The organism is Bradyrhizobium sp. BRP19 (assembly GCF_020194195.1).
In the GTDB taxonomy this organism is placed as follows: Bacteria; Pseudomonadota; Alphaproteobacteria; order Rhizobiales; family Xanthobacteraceae; genus Bradyrhizobium; species Bradyrhizobium yuanmingense.
In genome coordinates, this window is sequence record NZ_JADYVZ010000116.1 from 1 (window position 1) to 446 (window position 446).

Consider the following 446-nt stretch of genomic DNA (forward strand, 5'->3'; position numbering starts at 1 on the left):
GATAAAGCGTTCCCACCAGCACGATCAGTAGCACTGCGCAAAACAGCAACAGCGTAGCGAGGATTAACATTTCCCGCGATAACCCCGAAAAATGCACCGCCGGGCCACCGTCCCGCGCTCGCCAGCCATACAGAGCCAGAGACGCAAGGCTAATCAGTGCAAACAGGCTGAACAACGGCACGGCGCGGACGTTATCCAGCGCGAACGCATGAACCGAAACCAGAATGCCAGAACGGACAATTAAGGTGCCCAGCAGCGACAGCATCAGAGTAACTATCGCCAGCAACAGCGACCAGTGGCAAAAAATCCCCCGCTGGCGTGTCAGGGACAAACTGTGCAGCAGCGCAGTGGCAGAAAGCCAGGGTAATAAAGAGGCGTTTTCCACCGGATCCCAGAACCACCAGCCGCCCCAGCCGAGTTCGCAGTAGGCCCACCAGGAACCGAGG

Annotated in this window: 1 protein-coding gene; it reads right to left on the minus strand. The window is 58.1% G+C overall.

What is annotated here, in order from left to right:
* Positions 1 to 446, minus strand: a 446-nt coding sequence (ccsA, locus tag I6F36_RS38755; RefSeq protein ID WP_225173270.1) for a cytochrome c biogenesis protein CcsA, incomplete at both ends; no start/stop codon positions are given.